The following is a 16,202-nucleotide window of genomic DNA, read 5'->3' on the forward strand; positions in this document are numbered from 1 at the left end:
GATGGGACGCGGTGACCGGGGCCTTATAACACTTGTGCTGGTAGCGGGCTGGCTTGCCTCGGCCCAAGTTGGCAAGGTGGCCCCCGCTTTACCGGCGCTGATAAACGAATTTGGCCTGACAATGGTGCAGGCAGGTTGGATTGCATCGGCGATTACCTCGGTAGCGGCCATTTGTGGCGTTCTCAGCGGTCTGGCGGTTTCTGTCGTGGGCGCCGCAGTCGGCATGCTGGTGGGCCTTGGTATGCTCAGCCTGGGATCCCTGATGGGAATGAACGCAGATACGGCAGATCTGTTGTTGGCCAGCCGTCTGTTGGAGGGCCTAGGGTTTGTGATTGTGGTGGTTACGGGGCCGTCGCTTTTGACCACGATATTAGCTGACAATCCCATTCGAAGGCAGCGCTTCCTAGTAATTTGGGGAGCTTATATGCCGGTGGGCGTTGCTCTGATGATAGGGGCAGCGCCTTTGGTGCTAAGCCTCGGTGGTTGGCGAGCGCTCTGGTTCTTGAATGCGTTCTTGGCCTGCGTGGTTTTTTTGGTAGCGTTTTGCTGGCGAAAAAAATTGGTCAGTGCGAACGCCAGGGGTGCCATCAGTGTCACGGCGCTTGCTGGGAATCTTCGGTTGCCGGGTCCGTGGCTAATGGGATTATGTTTTGGGTGTTATACCGCTGCTTGGTTCATGCTCGTGACATGGTTGCCGAGTTTTGCAGTGAGTGAGATGGGGTTCTCCCTATACGCCGCTGCATGGTTGACGGCCATAGCGGTGGTGTTCAACATTGCCGGTAATCTGAGTGCGCAATTTTTTTCGCGCATTGGCGTTCCTCGTTGGATGGTGCTGGCCGGGGTTCAACTAGTTATCGGTGGTTTCGGCTGGCTGGTATTTTCTTCCGGATTCTCGGCCTGGGTGCGATCCACCGCGGCCATGCTTGCGTGTGGGATGGCTGGCGCCCTGCCTGCAACCGTGTTTGCCGGCATTCCTTTTCATGCTCGTAAGCCGGATCAGGTTGCCGTGAGTAACGGTATCATTATGCAGTGCGCAAGCCTGGGTTCATTTGCCGGGCCGCCTGCTATTGCAATAGTGGTGACAAATCTGGGTGGCTGGGACGCCGGGCGATGGCTTATACCGCTTTTTGCAGCTATCGGCTTTTGCGCAGCCCTAATCTTGCGAGGCGTGGAGCAACGAATCGCCTGGAGAGATGATTTGCAGCTATGATGGTCCACTAAGATTGCAAGCGCTGGTTAGTTGGCATAAGCCAGCCGACTATTTGCGAATATCAAAATAACAATTGGACGACGGCGATGATTTACAACCGAATCAAATTCAGACACTTGCAGTGTTTTCTTGAAGTGGCGCGTCAACGTAGTGTGGGGAGGGCGGCAGATTCCCTGTCATTGTCCCAGCCCGCGGTTTCCAAAAAGCTGAAGGAGCTGGAGGAAATGCTGGGCGTGCGTCTGATGGAGAGGAACAAGAATGGTGTCACGATGACTGGATTTGGAGAAGTGTTCCTCAAATACGCTGGAGCTAGTGTCAACGCCTTGCGAGAGGGAGCTGACAGTATTTCCCAGGCTCGGATGAAAAGTAAGACGAGCCTGACTATTGGAATACTGCCGACTGTGGCAGCCAGTATTTTGCCTATGGCCGTGGAACGCTTCCGTAAGCTTGGAATGGATGTCACTCTAAAGCTTATCTCAGCGCCCAATAATTTTCTTCTTGGTCAGTTACGGGTAGGCGATCTGGACCTCGTGGTTGGCCGACTTGCTGAACCGGCTCACATGTCAGGGCTTTCGTTTCAGCACCTGTACTCCGAAAGTCTCGTTTTTGCGGTTCGCAAAGGCCACCCGTTGCTGAAAAAAGAGCGACTGAGTTTCATGGACATACGGGACTACACTGTCCTGTTCCCGGTAGAGGGGTCAATTATCGCCAAGGTGGCTAAATCGGTATTAGTGGCAGAAGGAGTAGGCGAGTTGCCGGATGTTATCGAGGTAATATCCGGGGCATTCGGAAAAGAGTATGTTCGCCAGACCGATGCCATATGGATCATTTCCCATGGCGTTGCTGCACCCCAGATTGGCCTTGGCGTTCTTGAGGCGCTGCCGCTGGATACCGAAGATACGCTCGGCCCTGTGGGCCTGACCACCCGTGCCGACACTATCCCTTCGCCAACGATGCAGTTGTTCATGCATGCGGTCAGGGATGAAGCTGAGGCACAGAAACCGGGCTTCGGGCGCTGAAGCCGGGTGCTGATAGTCAGAGGGTCAGGCGATTAGATTTCGAGTCGTCTCGGCGAAGAGATTGTCCAGCTTCACCGGTTTGCGCAGGATCTTCTGGCGGGTTGCGTGGCCGATCAGTTCTTCGAGCACCTTGCGGTTGGGTTCGATGCCGTAAGGTAAAGGGTCTCCGATAATCTCCATGACTTGCACGTGCAGGCGATCAATGGCCGTGGGGTTTTCGATCTGTCCTGCTTTGAGTTGCTCGAGGTACAGCCGCTTAGACTCTGCGAAAGCGTTGAACACCGCTACCGCGACATCTGGGTTCTCCTCGAGCACGTCGTTCCGGACAACCACCAAGTGGTTAATGGGATAGTGTCCGGATTCACGCAGGGCTTCCAGTCCGGTTTCAGTGGCATTGGGAATCAATGGTGCTACATTCGGGTGATCCGAGCTCGCTCCGATCGCTGCAGGTATCTCGCCGCTGGCGAGCATATCTTCCATCTTTCGGTCCGCTTCCAAGGGCACTACGTTGCCCGGTGCTTGCCAGCTTTGCACATGCTCGTCACCGGAAAGTACCCAGGTAATCTTGTCGAGATTAACGCCGTATTGATCTTGCAGGATTGCCCTTGCCCAGACACCGGTGGTCACGGTATAGCCTCGGTTCACGCCCACCCGTTTGCCCTCTAGATCTTTTGGTGTCTTTATGCCGGCCTTGAGGTTATGAAGAATTGCTCCGTGGTGAAAATCGCGCACCAGGAAAATGGGTAGCGCGGTAAATTCAACGCCATGCTCGCGTGCAGTCAAATACGTGGTCACCGCCATCTCGCTGACGTCGAACTCCAGACCGCGAACCATCCGCCGAAATGCCTGGGGCAAAACAGGGACTTCTTCAAAATCGAACGTGAACCCATTCGGTTTCACGCGGCCATCCTTGAGTGCCGTGTTATTGCCTTGAGTGCGCGTGACGGTTTTCAAAGTACGCGGGTTCGTGCTCATCGCTGTTCTCCCCAATTATTGTTTCGTTAAATAAAGGCTGCAGGTTATTGCTCGCTAGTTTACACTGCCTATCGGTATAAATGGAACGCCGTTCCGGTTGAAATTGATGGGATTGATATTGCCTGCTGGTGTTGTTTGGACCGCTGGTTTAACTGCTGAACGGGTTAGCAGACTTAACAGCAATCACAGAACAAGTCGTTTTCGTCGACCAGGGTTGGTAGCAGCCAGCTAATGGGCAGATCATCCTCTGTGACGTCCACTACAGGCTTGAATAGTTTGATGCGGTAGCGAATTTCGGCATCGCTCCAGAACGCAATGATAGTCTCTAGTGGCGGGCAGCCGGGGACCTGACAGTTGATTTCAGCGACCATCACAGTGGCTTTTGTCGGGAGCTTGAACCTTGCTTTTGTCCAGTCGATCACGCGCTCTATTGCCTGCAGCTCGTTCGTTGATTTACGGAATGACTGGAACATGATGACGACTTCTCCGCTTTGACCCTGTAATTCTGAAGGGCAGGACTGACTTAAAACTAAAAACAGTTTTACCACAATGTTCCTTCATGCGGAACATTGTTTTGCAAAAAGAATTAACGCTTGTTATGCTACTGAAATCTTTCGCCTGGAGAACCACAATGACAAATACAGTAAGAGCTGCAGTCCGTACGGCCGCGAACAAGACTGAGATTCGTGAATATCCGATGCCAGACGTGCCTGACGACGCTGCATTAATGAAGGTCGAGGTGGCTGGCATCTGTGGCACGGATGTCAAGCTCTATAACACGCCACCATCGGGTGACGCAGTGATCATGGGCCATGAGAATATTGGCTATATTACCAATGCGGGCAGCCAATTTATGGAGCGAAAGGGCGTCAAGAATGGCGACTTGGTGTTCGTCGAGCACTATGTGCCCTGTTTCCAGTGTGAGTGGTGCCATGCGGGCGAGTATCGCCTCTGCCCAGCGACTGATTGGCGCAGTAATCCTGATGCCATCCGATACGGTTATACGTCGGCTGAGCGTGCACCGTATTTATGGGGCGGGTTCGCCGAGTATATGTACCTGCCCTGGAATGCCGTCATTCACAAGGTGCCGGAGGGTGTTTCTGCCGAACTGGCTGGTATCGTCACGCCGATGGCCAACGGCATTCAGTGGGCCCTGTTCGACTGTGAAGTCGGTTATAACTCCCGCGTTCTTATCCAGGGTCCGGGTCAACAGGGACTTTCTCAAGTCGTTGCCTGTAAGCAAGCTGGTGCTTCCTTGATTATCATCACGGGGACATCCCGTGACAAGGCTCGCCTGGAAACTGCGCTAAAGCTCGGTGCTGACTATATCATTGTGGTTGATGAGGAAGATCCTTTGGCTCGTATCAAGGAAATCACCAATGACCAAGGCGTGGACGTAGCTCTGGATTGCACTGCTGGTGCCGGCACTATCCCTGTAATGTTGGGTATCGAGGCTCTCAAACGCAAGGGTGGCACGCTACTGATCCAAGGCGAGATGGCGGATTTCCCCAACTTCCCCTTAGGTAAGGTGGCAACTAAGTACATCACGATCAAAGCTGCGCGCGGCCACAGCTACCGCTCCTGCGAGCTTGCATTGGAGCAGTTGGCATCTAATCGTTTCCCACTGCATTTGCTGACTACTCACCGCTTTGGGTTGGAAGATACCGATCGGGCCATCAATGCGGTAGCTGGCAAAGGGGAAGAAGGCGTCGTTCATGTCTCGCTGATGCCCTGGAAGTGAACAAAGGAGCTGGAGTGGCGATGACTGGCGAGCGTATCCCTGTGACTCTGCTCACCGGGTATCTGGGGGCGGGCAAGACGACGTTGTTGAATCGAATTCTCACCGGAGACCACGGACGGCGTTACGCGGTTATCGTCAATGAATTTGGTGAAGTCGGTATTGATATCGACCTGCTACTTCCCGCGGAAGAAGAATTGTTTGAGATGAACAACGGGTGTGTCTGCTGCACGGTAAGGGGGGATCTGATCCGTACCCTGCATTCCTTACTGGATCGACCGACACAATTCGATGCGATCATCATTGAGACCACCGGCCTGGCCGACCCCGGACCGGTGGCGCAGACATTTTTCGTTGATTCTATCCTTCAGGAACGGTTGGTGCTGGATAGCATTACTACGGTGGTCGATGCCAAGCACATTCGCTTAGCCCTGGCAGACAGCACCGAGGCTGAGGAACAGATCGCTTTTGCGGACCAGATCATCCTTAACAAAATCAGTCTGGTGACGGAGTCTGAGTTGTTTGCCATTGAGAAGAAGTTGCACGCCATCAATCCGTTCACACCGATTTACCGGGCCGACAGGGCTGCAGTGTCATTGGAGAATATTCTGGGCAAGGGCAGCTTTGATCTTGAGCGCATCACTCGGCTCGAATCCGGGTTCCTGTCACCTGCTCACGGGGAACCCGGACATGTGAACGACGAGCATTGTGAGCAACACGATCACAGCCATGACAGTTCAGTGACCAGCCTGGTGATTGAGAGTGATCAACCGATGGATGCTCAGCGCCTGTCCGACTGGCTCAATGAGTATCTTGCAGAGCATGGAGGGGACATCTTGCGGGCCAAGGGGATTATCAATGCGGCTGGCGAGCACCGGCGTCTGGTGTTCCAGGGTGTGCACATGATGGTAGAAGGTGATTTTCAACAGCCCTGGGGTCCAGAGGAGAGAAGGCAAAGTCAAATGGTGTTTATTGGGCGGAACCTCAATCGCGCTGAGCTGAATGCGGGTATGGCCGCCTGCGCCGCCCGCCCATAGGTTAGGCCCACGAGCCTGAAATTATTCGATTCAGTTTGCGAAGTCACGGGAGATAACACTATGGAAAATGTTGTAATTCAGAACATTGATCGGGCGGGAGAAGCGCCTGCGTTCGAAGAGTACGGTGTGGCCACCGTTCATGAGGCACAGGGTCGTAAGGGGCTGCTCGCCCCGAATCTGAAACCTATTTATTCTGGAGCGCGTATTGCCGGTCCCGCGGTGACGGTCTCTGTTGCTCCATGCGACAACTGGATGATTCACGTTGCGGCAGAGCAATGCCAACCTGGCGACATTATGGTCGTCGCGCCCACCTCCTATTCTGACGCCGGTTACTTTGGCGATCTGTTGGCGACATTGCTGCAAGCGCGTGGGGTCAAAGGTCTGATTCTGGATGCGGGCTGTCGCGACATTGCAGATCTTAAGAAAATGGGCTTTCCGGTCTGGTCCAAGTGCGTTTCAGCGCAGGGCACCGTGAAGGAAACTCTAGGTAGTGTGAATGTTCCTGTGGTCTGTGGAGGTCAGTTGATCAATCCGGGCGATGTCATCGTCGCCGACGATGACGGTGTTGTCGTGGTTGCTCGTGCTGAAGCCGCGGAGGTGCTTGCCAGCTCCGCAGCCCGGGAGGAGAGGGAGGCCGAAATACGTCGGCGCTACGCTGCAGGCGAATTGGGGTTGGACATGAACAACATGCGCCCGAGGCTCAAGGAAAAAGGTCTGGTATATCTGGACTGTGCCCCCAAAGACTGATTTTGAATCCTCAGATTGCGATAAAGGACAAGCCGAATGATTATCGATTGCCATGGGCATTACACCACCGCGCCCCAGCAGCTTCAGGATTACCGTGACGTTCAGATAGCACATTTCAAGGACCCTGCAAGCCCGCCTCCTAACCTGGCTCATATCTCGGATGACGAGGTGCGAGAGTCCATCGAAAACAATCAGCTTAGAGCCCTGCGCGAACGTGGCGCCGATATGACGATTTTTTCGCCTAAGGCCTCGGCAATGGCTCATCATGTCGGTGATGAGAAAATCTCCAAAGTCTGGACCCGGATGAACAATGACCTTATTCACAGGGTCATAAATCTTTTCCCTGACAATTTTATCGGTGTTTGTCAATTGCCGCAGTCCGTTAACGTTCCGATCAAGAACTCGATCGAGGAGCTGGAGCGTTGCATCCTAGAACTGGGTTTTGTCGGTTGTAACCTTAATCCTGACCCTTCGGGAGGTAACTGGAGTGGGCCGCCACTCACCGATAAGAGCTGGTACCCGTTCTTTGAGAAGTTGGTGGAGCTGGATGTGCCGGCCATGATCCACGTGTCCGGATCCTGTAACCCAAACTTTCACGCCACCGGCGCTCACTACCTGAATGCAGACACCACTGCGTTTATGCAATTCCTTGAGGGTGATCTGTTTCGAGATTTTCCTGACTTGCGCCTTATCATTCCCCACGGCGGGGGTGCTGTGCCCTATCACTGGGGCCGCTATCGTGGGCTCGCGGACATGCTCAAGCGACCACCATTGACCGAGCACCTCATGCGTAACGTCTATTTCGATACCTGCGTCTATCATTTGCCGGGGATCGAGTTGCTGTTCAAAGTCATCGATGTGGATAACATTCTTTTCGCTTCAGAAATGTTCGGTGCGGTGAAGGGCAAGGACCCCGAGACGGGGCAATACTTTGACGATACCAAGCGCTACATCGACGCGTTGGACTTGTCCGATGCGGACCGCAAAAAAGTTTTCGAAGGCAACGTTCGGCGGATATATCCACGCCTCGATACGGCACTCAAAGCCAAAGGTATGTAGTAGCCAAACACGACTCCAAAGGAATTCAAATGAGCAATAAAGTGACGATTCCCCGACTCCAGCAAATGAAAAAGTCCGGGGATAAAATTGTAGGTATTGTGGCCTGGGACTACCAGATGGCCAACATCGTCGACCGGGTCGGCGTTGATATCATTTCAGTGGGCGACACTGTCGGCATTAATCTCTGGGGGCAGCCCAACCCACTGGAAGTAACCATGGATCAGATGGTGACCGTGGCTCAAGCTGTGCGCCGAGGCACCAAGCGGGCACTGGTTAGTGTGGACTTTCCGTTTGGCCCTCTCCAGGAGGGCGTCGATGCGGCTGTGCGTGCGGCTATTCGCCTGGTTAAGGAGGCCGGTGTCGATATGATCAAGCTGGACGGCGCGGCGGATTTTCCGGAAGCCGTTACTGCCTTGACCCGCGCCGGTATTCCGGTTTGGGCTCAGTTCGGGATTACTCCGCAGACAGCGCTGCAATATGGAATAGAGTACTCCACGATGTCCCAGGCGGGCGCGCAGGTTCCGGATGGCATGCTGGAACGACTGGTGGCAGAGGCGAAGATGCTGGAGAAAGCGGGTGCCGTCTTACTTGACTTCACCAACTCCGGACCGGTGGTTGGCCCCGCTGCTACTGCCGCTGTGGATATCCCCGTGATTGGCGGATTTGGCGGGGGTCCCTGGCTCGACGGTCGGGTACGCATGGGCCATGCGGCCATCGGATACTCAGCCAAGCACCTTGATGAAGAAATCGAGACTTATGCCAACGTGGCCAAGATAACCTATGACGCCATCACAGCCTTCAGTAACGATGTCCGTTCCGCACGCCAGATCAAGGGCGCGCCGCCAGTCGAGAAATGAGAGGTTTATATGCCTTCAGTTGTTATTGATGGAATTAAGACAGAGTACGACGTTATTGGTAGCGGGTTGCCACTGTTAATGTTCGCTCCCGGTGGTTTCGATGCCTCCATGGACAAATGGTCGAATTTGGGGGTCTATGCCAAGATCAAACTTCTTGATCATTTGCCCGAGAAATACAGCTGCATCATCTTCGATCGTCGAGAAACCGGCCGGTCCGGAGGGCGAGTCGAGCGGATTACATGGGCCGACTACGTGGCGCAGGGCAAAGGGCTGCTCGATCACCTCGGCCACAAGACCGCGCACTTGATGGGCGGTTGCATGGGATGTTGCCCGGTGGTGGCTTTCGCGACAAAGCACCCGGAGATGGTGCTGAGCATGGTGCATTACTGGCCAGTGGGTGGGGCCAGTTTCCGTATGAATGCGAGCCGTCGGTTTTCGATTCACCTAGCCTATGTAGAGGAGCATGGACTGAGCGGAGTGGTCAAGCTCGCCAAAAGTACTACCGAAGGATTTGGTAAAGATCCCCGTTTGGGACCTTGGGGACCCGTTATTCGTAGTGACGATCAGTTTACCGAGCGCTATGTGCAAATGGACCTGACGAGCTACAAGCTTGTGGTTGCAGGCCTGGCGCGAACCCTGATTGACCGGGACACAGCGCCTGGAGCCGAGCCCGAAGATCTCATGAGGCTTAATATCCCAACCCTGATTATCCCCGGTCGGGATGCAGCCCACTCAATGTCGGCTGCGCGTTATTTGGAGGAGTGTTGTTCCGGTGCCGAGTACTGGGATGTTCTTCCCGCCGAGCAGACTGAAGAGACGGCTCCGGCCCGCATTCTTCAGTTTCTCGACAAAGTCTCAGGATAGCTGCATTCGCCCAGGGCCCGCCGCCTGCCTTAACCGGGACGATTGACAGAACGGACAGGGGTGGTTTGGATTACGTTGCTTCCGCCAATGCCTGCCATGAAGCTGCGTTGGCGCTACCGCTGACGTCTGCCTTGCCTCAATGCCGTCTTCCGGCCAGATATTTGCATTTCCGCACGCGACATTGCCCGTCTGAACCATGCATTCCTTTTTCAGTATAGGAAAACCACAAATCGTCAATTTACATAACGCACGGTGTATTCGATATTGAATTATAGAAATTATGGACCTGGGTGAGCAAGACGCCATCGGCGTAGACGCAACCGGGAATTTGCAGTGCTCTGATTGAGAATTAACAGATGTATTGCGCTGATAAATTAGCTGACCAAAAAAATCTTGTTCTTACATATGGAACGATGTACCGTACATTTAAACGTGCTTAGTGAGCTGTATCCATGGCACGTACAAAAAGCATAGAGACCAAGGAGCAAGTAATGAGCGAAACAGACACTGAACAAAAACAAGAAGTCTCCTGGGAGAGATGGACAAAGAAAAGAACCTTTGTTCGCGCACTCGAAGGTACCTACGGCGAATTGATGTCGGAGCTTTTCAACCAGCCAAGAATCTATCCCACTCAGGATCTCAAATGGAAAGGTGGGCCGCAGAATTTCGGCAAAAAGGTAATCAACCCTCAGGCGACCAGGATTGCCCAGTCTATCGAAACCCACATAGACGCGTTTGCGCCCGGTGGATACGGACAGCGGCACGGTCACATGAACAGCGCCGTGTTTTTTGTCCTCAAGGGTAAAGGCCATGATGTACACGACGGCCGTCGCATCGACTGGGAAGCAGGTGATGCATTGATCGTAGAAAACGGCTGCGTACACCAGCACTTCTCCGATGACACAGAAAACGAGTCAATCTGCCTGATCATGAAAGCAAAACCGCTCTTCTTGTTTATGCATCTGATTTTCCAGGAAGTGGTTGAGTTTCCGCCGAAAGAGCCCGCGCCCGGCCAGGAAAATTACACGCCACCGGCTTCGCTTTAGGCCAGGATTAATTCGTCGAATTTATGAGGATAAGTGTAATGAGTACAGATACCCCTTTTGTTTCCGACATCGAACGGCAGCGAGCCCGCTCAGGTATCAGCGCCGACTTCTACGCTAAGGCCTTGGAGGCTTCCAAGGAGTTTCGTCGTGAGTACCCAGAGCGCAAAAACGTTGTCAAACACAGTGAAATGCCGATGGAGCGTTCCGCGGACGGCCTGATCAAGCACATTATTAACGAAGGCATGAATACCAAAGAATGTGCGATTGATATCTACATGCAGTTCATTGCTGCCAACAAGGCGACCGGCACCAGCCGCCACCTGACAGAAGAAGTGGCTTTCGTGATCGAAGGCAAGGGTTACGACCTGCACTACGACGTCAAATTCCGTTGCGAAGAGGCCTTCGTATGGGAGTGGGATACCGAACCGAAGAAATTTGAATGGGGCCCGGGCGATTTTATCTACATTCCCCCTTACTGCGCCCATAAGCGCTTCAACACAGATCCTGAAAACGAAGCCAGGGTCGTTGTGATCAACAGTCGAATGATGAGGGCGATCGGCTTTGACTGGTTCGACCAGCTTGAGCCAGCAGAAGGTTTCGAGGATTTGTGGGTGCCGCCGGCAGACTGATGCACGCGGAGTGAAGCTGGATGGTTTATAGGTTTAAAACACCTTAAATCGGCTTGACGTTGTATGTTCTGGTCTCGCTGATTCTGGATTTTCTGGTAGAGGTAACGTAATCACGGACGATGATAGGCCGAGCCAGGGTAAGGTTTTGCTCGGGCGCATTGCAGGTGTCGTAGGTTGGTTGTTCGCGGCTGGCTGCATGATTTGATAAGTCGACTGGATGGGTTTGAGTCCAAATCAAAAACAAAACTGTGAAGAGATCGCATCTTATGAAAATAATAAAACTATCTGCAATTGCGGCCGCGGTTGCCCTTGCATCGGTTTCTGTCGGGGTTAATGCCAAGACAACGCTGATCAAGAAAGACGACCTTGAAGTCTACACAAGCATGGCAGTCGAAGTTGAAAAAATGGTCTTCCGCGATCGTCCGAGGGACGGTGGATCAACGATCGACCAGTGGGATAACGAAGTTGAGTTCGGGCTGGGCGCAAAGATTGGCGAGAACTGGGAGGCCTACTTCGAAATGGAAATGGACAACCTGCAGGACAACGCCGAGAGCAACACAGGCAGCGGCGGCGATATCGAGTTTACCTCCGCGTACGTCAGTTACAAGGCGAGTCCGTTTGGTGCCAAAGCTGGTGTTTTCCGTGATGATATGGCCGGTGGAACTCGCATCTGGTTTCGTGAACACATGTCTGGCGCAAAGCTGCAATATGATATTTCGGACAACGTTGGCGTGGAATTCGTCAGTGGTATTCTGAGTGAAGAAGGCAACGCCTTTGCTGATGACCGTCAGGTAAGCTGGTTCACAACCACCGTTGGCGGTGCTTACGGCACTTTAGGTTTGGCTCAGGACGGTAATGAGGGCGGTGAAACAATAACCAATGATCCAGATCAGGATGACATCGACGAGGCCTTTGGTGATCTGTACAACGTAGCCCTGGGCTGGGGCGGCAAACTCGGCGGTATCAGTGCTGAATTTGAAGTAAACCAGAACTTCGGCGAAGCAGAGACCGGAGAAGACTTCAAAGGCTACGCTGCCTACGGACAGATCTCTACCAAGATCGGCGATCACAAACCTCGCCTGTTGGTTGCCTACGGCTCTGGCGATGACGACGCCACTGACAACGAAGTGGGAGAGTTCCGTGCCGCTCGCGCTGATACCGCCTTTACCAAGTTGATGATTGATGAAGGCTTCGTTCGTCGCGCAGTACCGTCTGGATCGGGTGATATTGCCCAGGATGACATTGGCAACATTACGCTGCTGCAGGTCGGCAACACCTTCCAGGTTAATAATATCTGGCGCACTGACGTTTCCGCAACCTACCTAGCACTGTCTGAAGACAACGATGCCGGCGACAACTATCTCGGTACTGAGATCAACTTTCTGAACCGCTGGAGCCTGCCCATTGAAGGGGCCGATGTACGACTCTATTTGGATCTGGGCTATGTGTTCTCAGGTGATGCGTTTGGCCCTGACAACGTATGGCTGATTGAGCCGGGAGTACGGGTCTGGTTCTAACTGAAGTCTTGCTGATAGATCTGGTTGCTTGGCTGACGAAAATCAGCTTCTGAGCGGCCTTCGAAACCGCCCCGTCATTCGGGGCGGTTTCAAAATCGGAGTTTCTTAATGATTGACAACGCCTTGGGAGATACGGGCGGTTATCAACGGGTAACGGAAAGCCCCCTCAATAACATAAAAAGGTCAGGGCAATGTTTGAAGCAGCGTTTGGCGCGCTAGAAATGGTCTTGGATCCGACCCGATTGATGATTCTCGGGGTCGCGGTCCTTCTCGGTTTGGGCATCGGGGTTATTCCCGGACTTGGCGGCATTGTCGGGCTGGCAATTCTAATTCCATTCACTTACACCATGGATCCCCTGGCGGCATTTGCCTTCTTGATAGGGATGGGCGCGGTTACCACCACCTCGGATACCATTCCGGCGGTCCTGTTCGGCGTGCCGGGCACCAGCGGCTCGGCGGCGACCGTGGTAGATGGGTTCCCCATGGCCAAAAACGGCGAAGCTGGTCGGGCGTTTGGCGCGGCGTACATGGCGTCTCTTATAGGTGGTGTTTTCGGGGCTGTGCTGTTGGCCCTGAGTATCCCGGTCATTCGGCCGCTGATGCTGCACTTCGGTTCGCCGGAGCTGTTCATGCTGACCATTCTTGGTCTGACGATGGTCGCGGCCCTGAGTGGACAAGCACCGATGCGTGGTATTGCTGCGGGTGCCATTGGTCTTGTTATTGCCATGATAGGGCTGGGCAGCCAAGGCGGCTCCTTGCGATGGACCTTTGATCAACTTTATCTCTGGGATGGGCTGCCATTGGTGCCCCTGACCCTTGGGTTGTTTGCGCTGCCTGAAATGATTGACATGGCCATTGCGCGTACCAAAATCGCCCGGAATGAAGAGACTACAAAGTCTAGCCACAGTGGCCAGATGCAAGGTATTCGCGATGTGTTCGAGAACTGGTGGCTGACGCTCCGTTGCAGCGCGCTTGGGGCAGGCCTGGGTGCAGTCCCTGGTCTTGGCTCTGCGGTAGTGGACTGGCTGGCCTATGGCCACGCCAAACGAAGTGAAAAGAATACCGAGCGTTTTGGTTTTGGCGATGTGCGCGGAGTCATCGGGCCGGAGTCCGCCAATAACGCAAAAACCGGAGGCGCCCTGGTGCCCACACTGGCGTTTGGTGTGCCGGGTAGTGCCTCCATGGCTTTGCTGCTTGGCGCGTTCCTGATGCATGGGCTGGTCCCTGGCCCGGAAATGCTCACGACCCATCTGGATATCACCTACGGCATCATCTGGAGTTTGGCATTGGCGAACATACTGGGTGCCGGCCTTTGCCTGATCTTTGCTGACCAGTTCGCCAAGGTGGCCCTGGTGCGCTTCGGTATTCTTGTCCCTGTTATCAGCGTTATCGTGTTTTTGGGAGCCTATCAGGGCTCCGCCAGCTGGGGCGATATCGTCGTGCTGCTGGGCGTTGGTGCGGTCGGCTGGGTGATGAAACAACTGGACTGGCCTCGTCCTCCCCTGTTGCTCGGCTTCGTGCTCGGTGAAATTTTTGAGCGTTATCTGTGGATTTCGGTCACTTCATCCATGGCCACGTCTGAAACAGGGTCGGGCCTTGCCTGGATTACCCGTCCGCTGGTTATCATTCTGATTGCACTGACGGTGTGGGGGCTTTATCGGGGCGCACGTCCCTGGTTAATGAAAACCTTCAAGCAACGTGGAAACAGTGAAGGCAGTATCACTTGGTGCGCGCCGCGCGTGACACCGAATTCAATGTTCTGTGCTCTGCTTCTCGCTTTTCTTGGGGTGCTTTGGGCGAAAGCTGGCGATTTCTCGTTCAACGACAGAGTGGTGCCTTTGTCCGCCCTAGGTGTGGCGATCGGGTGCACAGCGCTTTCTTTTTTGGCGTCCACGTTCACTACACAGATCGGTGGCACGGCAACTATTGCGGACTCGCTGGGGGAGCAGTGGGCGAGTCGCCTTGCCATGGTTGTCGGTTGGCTGTTGGGTTTTACCCTGTTGATTTGGCTGATCGGCTTCCTGCCGGCAATCTTCTTATTCATCTTCGCTTTCACGGCCTTTGAAGGTAAGGAAAGTATACGCATGGCGACGCTCACGGCGTTGGGAACCCTTCTGTTCTCTTATCTGGTTTTCCATCTTGGTATTAACGTGAACTGGCCGTCGTCCCTGCTTGGCGACCTGTTCCCCGCGCTGCGGGAGTTAACCAGGTTCCTGTAGCCTGACCTGCCAACGGAATGGCAGAAAGCCGCTCCGTTGTTGATGCGAAAACCGTGGTGACAGCATAAACAGTTATTGAAAAAGTATGAGAACAGGATTGTGAACATTGAAGACCATTATCACAGTAAGAAAGATCGTATTTTCGTCCGGGCAATCGAGGGTCACTATAGTCTGAGTGATGAGCTGGCGAAGTTGCGGGCCCAGCCGAGGGTCAGGAAGGGGCGTGAGATTTCGTTTGTTGATGGGCCCCAATGTTTCAGCAAGCACTATGTGGAGCCCAAGGACGGGATTACTCAGACCTTCCATTTACACCTGGAAGAGTATGGTCCGGGTGCGGTGTCGCAGAAGCACGGTCATGTGAATGAGGCGGCCTTCTACATTCTTGACGGCACGGGCTACGAGATTCACGACGGTGTGCGTTACGACTGGGAGGCGGGTGATGTGGCGATTGTCCATAACAACTGTGTGCATCAGCATTTCAATGCGAACAAGGATCTGCCAGCACGTGCGCTGGTGATCAAGACCAAGCCGATGTACATGTTCATGAACATGCTGTTCCAGAAGCAGGTTATGCCCCGCCAGACTGAACCGACACCCGAGGGTGAGGGTTTCCAGGCGCGCGAAGAAGGCGATAAGTAACCGTTAACTGTCAGGAGAGGATGTCATGGCGTGGGATGAAGCAAAAAAATGGGCTCAGGGTGAGCTGTCGCAGCCGTTGTATCAGCACCTGCTGGATGATGCGATTGAGAAGCCGGATCGGGACAGCCACCGCAAGAAGATTGTCAAACCGTCGGATATGCCGTGGGAGATGTCGAAGCAGGGTTTGCTGAAGCACCTGATCAACGAAGAAATGAACACGCGCATGGAGACGGTGGATGTCTATATGCAGATTATTCCTCCGGGCAGCTGTTCGGGTAAGCACCGCCACTTGGCGGAAGAGTGCCTGTATGTGTTGGAGGGAGAAGGCTACGACCTGCATACCGACTGTGATGTAGAGATAACGGACACCTATCACTGGCGTGCTCAGGACGAACAGAAGCGCTTCGAATGGGAAGCGGGGGATGTGATCTACATTCCGCCTAACACCATCCATCAGCACTTCAATGCCAATCCGGATAAGCCGGTGAGGCTGATTTCGGCGATTAACCGGATCTACAAGTACTGTGGTCTGAACGATCTTGAGCAGATTGAAGATGCGCCGGAATACGCCCCCGAGGTGGAGTTGAACGCACAGACCGTGAAGAAGTACATGGGAGAATAGCACTAGCTGTTTCATAGCGACTCA

16 protein-coding genes are annotated in these 16,202 nt (G+C 53.9%); 14 read left to right on the forward strand and 2 right to left on the reverse strand.

The window, feature by feature from the left end:
• Position 1: 1 nt before the first annotated feature.
• Together MRBBS_RS05985 and pcaQ are read left to right on the forward strand one after the other, a co-directional pair.
• Positions 2-1,210 carry a CynX/NimT family MFS transporter gene (locus tag MRBBS_RS05985; protein ID WP_041635112.1) on the forward strand — a complete coding sequence of 403 codons (1,209 nt, stop codon included), beginning with the start codon at positions 2-4 and terminating at the stop codon, positions 1,208-1,210.
• Between the two features lie 86 nt (positions 1,211-1,296).
• A complete protein-coding gene (gene pcaQ, locus MRBBS_RS05990) occupies positions 1,297-2,229 on the forward strand; it encodes a pca operon transcription factor PcaQ (protein ID WP_041635113.1) in 933 nt (310 codons plus the stop codon).
• A 24-nt stretch (positions 2,230-2,253) separates the two neighbouring features.
• Here pcaQ and MRBBS_RS05995 read toward each other — a convergent pair whose 3' ends face one another.
• Together MRBBS_RS05995 and MRBBS_RS06000 are read right to left on the reverse strand one after the other, a co-directional pair.
• Positions 2,254-3,204: an ABC transporter substrate-binding protein gene (locus MRBBS_RS05995; protein WP_014870558.1), complete on the reverse strand. Its 951-nt coding sequence runs from the start codon at positions 3,202-3,204 to the stop codon at positions 2,254-2,256.
• Positions 3,205-3,377: 173 nt separating this feature from the next.
• On the reverse strand, positions 3,378-3,752 hold the full coding sequence (locus MRBBS_RS06000; RefSeq protein ID WP_227497584.1) for a hypothetical protein: 375 nt from the start codon (positions 3,750-3,752) through the stop codon (positions 3,378-3,380).
• A gap of 83 nt (positions 3,753-3,835) precedes the next feature.
• On the opposite strand from MRBBS_RS06000, the gene MRBBS_RS06005 reads away from it, so the two are divergent.
• The 12 genes from MRBBS_RS06005 to MRBBS_RS06060 all read left to right on the forward strand — a co-directional run bounded on the left by MRBBS_RS06005 (position 3,836) and on the right by MRBBS_RS06060 (position 16,178).
• Positions 3,836-4,945: a zinc-dependent alcohol dehydrogenase gene (locus MRBBS_RS06005; RefSeq protein WP_014870560.1), complete on the forward strand. Its 1,110-nt coding sequence runs from the start codon at positions 3,836-3,838 to the stop codon at positions 4,943-4,945.
• Between the two features lie 20 nt (positions 4,946-4,965).
• Positions 4,966-5,979, forward strand: coding sequence for a CobW family GTP-binding protein (locus MRBBS_RS06010; protein ID WP_041635114.1), 1,014 nt, complete (start codon positions 4,966-4,968; stop codon positions 5,977-5,979).
• A 60-nt stretch (positions 5,980-6,039) separates the two neighbouring features.
• A complete protein-coding gene (locus MRBBS_RS06015; protein ID WP_014870562.1) occupies positions 6,040-6,726 on the forward strand; it encodes a 4-carboxy-4-hydroxy-2-oxoadipate aldolase/oxaloacetate decarboxylase in 687 nt (228 codons plus the stop codon).
• A 36-nt stretch (positions 6,727-6,762) separates the two neighbouring features.
• Positions 6,763-7,785 carry an amidohydrolase family protein gene (locus MRBBS_RS06020; RefSeq protein ID WP_014870563.1) on the forward strand — a complete coding sequence of 341 codons (1,023 nt, stop codon included), beginning with the start codon at positions 6,763-6,765 and terminating at the stop codon, positions 7,783-7,785.
• A gap of 29 nt (positions 7,786-7,814) precedes the next feature.
• Positions 7,815-8,642, forward strand: coding sequence for a 3-methyl-2-oxobutanoate hydroxymethyltransferase (locus tag MRBBS_RS06025; RefSeq protein WP_014870564.1), 828 nt, complete (start codon positions 7,815-7,817; stop codon positions 8,640-8,642).
• Between the two features lie 9 nt (positions 8,643-8,651).
• Positions 8,652-9,506, forward strand: coding sequence for an alpha/beta fold hydrolase (locus MRBBS_RS06030; RefSeq protein ID WP_014870565.1), 855 nt, complete (start codon positions 8,652-8,654; stop codon positions 9,504-9,506).
• 491 nt (positions 9,507-9,997) lie between these two features.
• Positions 9,998-10,552 (forward strand): cupin domain-containing protein, encoded by a 555-nt coding sequence (locus MRBBS_RS06035; protein WP_014870566.1) that lies wholly within the window; start codon positions 9,998-10,000, stop codon positions 10,550-10,552.
• Between the two features lie 38 nt (positions 10,553-10,590).
• Positions 10,591-11,181, forward strand: coding sequence for a cupin (locus tag MRBBS_RS06040; protein ID WP_014870567.1), 591 nt, complete (start codon positions 10,591-10,593; stop codon positions 11,179-11,181).
• Between the two features lie 266 nt (positions 11,182-11,447).
• The gene (locus MRBBS_RS06045; protein ID WP_014870568.1) at positions 11,448-12,698 is read left to right on the forward strand and encodes a hypothetical protein; all 1,251 of its coding nucleotides are present in this window, start codon (positions 11,448-11,450) and stop codon (positions 12,696-12,698) included.
• Between the two features lie 191 nt (positions 12,699-12,889).
• Positions 12,890-14,917: a tripartite tricarboxylate transporter permease gene (locus MRBBS_RS06050; protein WP_041635115.1), complete on the forward strand. Its 2,028-nt coding sequence runs from the start codon at positions 12,890-12,892 to the stop codon at positions 14,915-14,917.
• A 99-nt stretch (positions 14,918-15,016) separates the two neighbouring features.
• On the forward strand, positions 15,017-15,556 hold the full coding sequence (locus MRBBS_RS06055) for a cupin domain-containing protein (protein WP_014870569.1): 540 nt from the start codon (positions 15,017-15,019) through the stop codon (positions 15,554-15,556).
• A gap of 25 nt (positions 15,557-15,581) precedes the next feature.
• Positions 15,582-16,178: a cupin domain-containing protein gene (locus tag MRBBS_RS06060; RefSeq protein WP_014870570.1), complete on the forward strand. Its 597-nt coding sequence runs from the start codon at positions 15,582-15,584 to the stop codon at positions 16,176-16,178.
• Positions 16,179-16,202: the final 24 nt, after the last annotated feature.

Source organism: Marinobacter sp. BSs20148 (assembly GCF_000283275.1).
Classification (GTDB): Bacteria; Pseudomonadota; Gammaproteobacteria; order Pseudomonadales; family Oleiphilaceae; genus Marinobacter; species Marinobacter psychrophilus.

Coding starts and splice junctions, on each gene's coding strand:
- MRBBS_RS06050 (WP_041635115.1), top strand. CDS start 12,890: ATGTTTGAAGCAGCGTTTGGCGCGCTAGAAATGGTCTTGGATCCGACC.
- MRBBS_RS06045 (WP_014870568.1), top strand. CDS start 11,448: ATGAAAATAATAAAACTATCTGCAATTGCGGCCGCGGTTGCCCTTGCA.
- pcaQ (WP_041635113.1), top strand. CDS start 1,297: ATGATTTACAACCGAATCAAATTCAGACACTTGCAGTGTTTTCTTGAA.
- MRBBS_RS06035 (WP_014870566.1), top strand. CDS start 9,998: ATGAGCGAAACAGACACTGAACAAAAACAAGAAGTCTCCTGGGAGAGA.
- MRBBS_RS06025 (WP_014870564.1), top strand. CDS start 7,815: ATGAGCAATAAAGTGACGATTCCCCGACTCCAGCAAATGAAAAAGTCC.
- MRBBS_RS06020 (WP_014870563.1), top strand. CDS start 6,763: ATGATTATCGATTGCCATGGGCATTACACCACCGCGCCCCAGCAGCTT.
- MRBBS_RS06030 (WP_014870565.1), top strand. CDS start 8,652: ATGCCTTCAGTTGTTATTGATGGAATTAAGACAGAGTACGACGTTATT.
- MRBBS_RS05985 (WP_041635112.1), top strand. CDS start 2: ATGGGACGCGGTGACCGGGGCCTTATAACACTTGTGCTGGTAGCGGGC.
- MRBBS_RS06060 (WP_014870570.1), top strand. CDS start 15,582: ATGGCGTGGGATGAAGCAAAAAAATGGGCTCAGGGTGAGCTGTCGCAG.
- MRBBS_RS06040 (WP_014870567.1), top strand. CDS start 10,591: ATGAGTACAGATACCCCTTTTGTTTCCGACATCGAACGGCAGCGAGCC.
- MRBBS_RS06005 (WP_014870560.1), top strand. CDS start 3,836: ATGACAAATACAGTAAGAGCTGCAGTCCGTACGGCCGCGAACAAGACT.
- MRBBS_RS06015 (WP_014870562.1), top strand. CDS start 6,040: ATGGAAAATGTTGTAATTCAGAACATTGATCGGGCGGGAGAAGCGCCT.
- MRBBS_RS06010 (WP_041635114.1), top strand. CDS start 4,966: ATGACTGGCGAGCGTATCCCTGTGACTCTGCTCACCGGGTATCTGGGG.
- MRBBS_RS05995 (WP_014870558.1), bottom strand. CDS start 3,204: ATGAGCACGAACCCGCGTACTTTGAAAACCGTCACGCGCACTCAAGGC.